This is a genomic window from Moorena sp. SIO3I6, from assembly GCF_010672095.1.
The window spans coordinates 1-2,446 of record NZ_JAAHHU010000686.1 but is presented as its reverse complement, the minus strand read 5'-3'; the positions used below and the strand labels follow the sequence as shown (position 1 = coordinate 2,446).

Genomic DNA, 2,446 nt, shown 5'->3' with positions numbered 1-2,446 from the left:
GCACACCTGATTTTGAGCAGTGGAGCCGTGATGGTGCTATGGAGCGTCACGATGCTGAAGAACAGATGCGTGCATGTAATAGCTGTCATGTTTCCTGCCGCACTAATTAGTGGAGCCTTGATGTATGCCTGAGATCGGGTTAATTGATTACCAAGCAGGAAACATACGGTCGATTGCCAATGCATTTGAGTATCTTGGTGCCCATGTTATACATGTCCGGTCTGCTACTGATATTCTCCAAGCATCTCATCTGGTACTGCCTGGTGTTGGTGCATTTGGATTTTGTGCTGATCGGTTAAAAGCTAGTGGTCTACTGCCTGCCATTGAAGAATGGACCTTTGCTATGAACCGTCCAATCCTAGGTATTTGTGTGGGTATGCAACTTTTTGCAGATTCAAGTGATGAGTTGGGTCTGCACCAAGGGCTAGGTTGGGTTGGTGGCAAGGTTCGCAAGCTACACAGCAGTGTTTCGGGTATCCGTATCCCCCATGTCGGATGGAATACGGTTGCCTTTGCAACAGACTTTGGCGAATATCAATCTGGAGAACAGGCCGATTTTTACTTCGACCACTCCTACGCCTACCACGCACCGTCAAAGGGGCAGGTGCTAGGAACCTGTACTCATGGGGAAACCTTTTGTGCAGCACTCCAAAGAGAAAATCTTGTAGCAGTGCAATTTCATCCCGAGAAGAGTCAAACTGCTGGCATGAGATTCCTTCGCAGTTTCCTGTCAATGTGAAACGATGGTTAAGAAACGTTTAATCCCTAAGCTTCTCATTAAGCACAAGTACCTCAGAAACAAGGTAAAGCCACTGCTTGTAACAACTAGATCTTTTGATGATGTAATTAGTGTTGGAGACCCAATTTCCCAGGCCAAGATCTATGAAGCCCAGCTCGCCGACGAGTTGGTCGTGCTGAATATCGATAATTCTGGGATCGGTGAAGACAGCATGATGCTTAGTTTGATTGAGCAATTGGCAAGTCAGACTTTTATGCCCTTGGCAGTAGGGGGAGGTGTTCGCACCGTTGATGATTTTGCTAAATTGCTTGAGCGGGGTGCCGATAAAATTTCTATTAACACTGCAGCACTCAAAACACCAGAGCTGATCACAGAAGCAGCTAACCGCTACGGAGCCCAATGCGTAGTCGTCTCGATTGACTTTCGAATCAATGCCTCGGGGAACCCACAAGTTATACAAGGCAATAACAAATCTTCTACAGGTAGATGTTTGTTCGATTGGGCAAAGGAAGCCGTTGATCGCGGTGCAGGTGAATTGCTCCTGACCGATGCAGACCTTGATGGCACAGGTAAGGGACTTAACCTAGCAGTTGGCAGAGCGGTTGCATCTAGCATATCCGTACCGGTAATTCTATCTGGTGGTTGTGGACTTGCTGAACATTTTGTTCAAGGGTTTCAAGAGGGATTAGCTGAAGGTGTGGCTGCCGGGACTTTTTTCTGTTTTCGTGACCAAAACCCGCTCCAAATACGGGCACATATCAGAAATGCGGGTGTGCCGATTCGTATCGAGACCTGAATCGGTATCAATCAGACACCTAATTATGCTCAGCTGCTTAGATGCCTATTGATATTGTGCTATCTCAATAAGATCAGAATCGAATAAAACTGCCTCTACTGATGGTTTATGAATTATGAGCATAATTGCTATTGTTCAGGCCCGTATGGGCTCCACACGCTTTCCTAAGAAGGTAATGCGCCCCATCCTGGGGGTGCCGATGATTGAACTGTTACTGCTGCGCCTTTCTCAGGCCAAGCTGGTAGATCAAATTGTGCTGGCAACCTCTGAAGATCCACGCAATCAACCCTTAGTAGCCCATGTTAAACAGTTAGGATATCCCGTCTATCAGGGTAGTGAGAATGATGTTCTCGACCGCTACTATCAGGCAGCCAGACCCTATCACCCTGAGATTGTAGTTCGTATTACTGGGGATTGTCCGCTGATTGATCCTGAAATCGTGGACGCAGTGCTGGCTAAATTTCAGCTAAGTTCAGTGGATTACCTCAGTAATTGCGTGCCCCCAACTTTCCCTGACGGTCTGGATACGGAAGTTTTTACCTTCGCCGCCTTGGAACGAGCCCGCCAAGAGGCAACTCAACCCCATGAGCGGGAACATGTCACCCCTTATATTAGGGAGTCTGGGACGTTTTCCCTGGGAAATTATAGCCACTCTGAAGACTATTCAAGCAAGCGCTGGACGGTGGATGAGCCTGAAGACTTTGAAGTGGTAACTAATGTGTTTCAGCATTTTAATCCCAGAAAAGACTTTGGCTGGTTGGAAGTTCTAAGTCTCTGCCATACTCGCCCTGAACTATTTGCGGCAAATCAACCATTGACCCGGAATGAAGGAGCGATTATGGGGACTGGTCAAAAACTTTGGAAGCGAGCCAAACGGGTCATTCCCGGTGGTAATATGCTGTTGTCGAAGA

Annotated in this window: 3 protein-coding genes; all 3 read left to right on the top strand. The window is 47.3% G+C overall.

What is annotated here, in order from left to right:
- Positions 1–124: 124 nt before the first annotated feature.
- Complete coding sequence (hisH, locus tag F6K49_RS41420) at positions 125–739, top strand: imidazole glycerol phosphate synthase subunit HisH (RefSeq protein WP_293106943.1); 615 nt, start codon at positions 125–127, stop codon at positions 737–739.
- Positions 740–743: 4 nt separating this feature from the next.
- Positions 744–1,535, top strand: a complete 792-nt coding sequence (locus tag F6K49_RS41415) for an imidazole glycerol phosphate synthase cyclase subunit (protein ID WP_293106939.1) — start codon at positions 744–746, stop codon at positions 1,533–1,535.
- Between the two features lie 145 nt (positions 1,536–1,680).
- Positions 1,681–2,446: glycosyltransferase family protein (locus F6K49_RS41410; protein WP_293106935.1), on the top strand; the 766-nt coding region annotated here is incomplete at its 3' end.